The following is a 601-nucleotide window of genomic DNA, read 5'->3' on the forward strand; positions in this document are numbered from 1 at the left end:
GTTTTGCCGCCAGTACCCAGGCCTGGCGCCAGTTGCTGCTGCAGGCCCATCAGGTCGGGCCCAAGCGGGCCTACCTGTGCGGCGGCTTTGCCTTCGACCCCCAGGGCCCGCGCAGTGCCCAGTGGCAGTCGTTCGCCGCCACGTCCCTGGTGCTGCCGCGGATCCTGCTGCTGCGCGAAGGCGAGCAGCAGCACTGGCTGTTCAGCCTGTGGATCGAGCCCGGCGCCGACGTGGCCCAGTGCGCCGGTGCCCTGGAGGCGGAGTGGGCCCTGTTGCAGGCGCGCTATACCCACGCCCCCTTGGCACAGATGCCCGTTGGCACCCAGGCCGAGGACGACACCCAGGCAGCCGACCGCTGGCAGGACTGCGTGGCCCGAGCCATCGCGCGAATCCAGGGCGGCGAGCTGAGCAAGGTAGTACTGGCCCGGGAAGTCTGCCTGCGGGCGAGCCGCAGCATTCCTTGCGGGCCGCTGCTGGAAAACCTCAGGGCGGCCTATCCCCAGGCCTTCCTGTTCGCCTTCAGCCGTGGCGACAGCTGCTTTCTCGGCGCCACGCCGGAACGCCTGGTACGCCTGGCCCGCGGCACCCTCAACACCGTGGC

At 70.7% G+C, this 601-nt stretch carries 1 protein-coding gene; it reads left to right on the plus strand.

Annotation, left to right across the window (positions count from 1 at the left end; genetic code table 11):
• On the plus strand, positions 1-601 hold a 601-nt coding region (locus F6S12_RS32650), incomplete at both ends, for a chorismate-binding protein (RefSeq protein WP_315869974.1).

The organism is Pseudomonas sp. JV245A, from assembly GCF_032424515.1.
GTDB classification, from domain to species: domain Bacteria; phylum Pseudomonadota; class Gammaproteobacteria; order Pseudomonadales; family Pseudomonadaceae; genus Aquipseudomonas; species Aquipseudomonas protegens.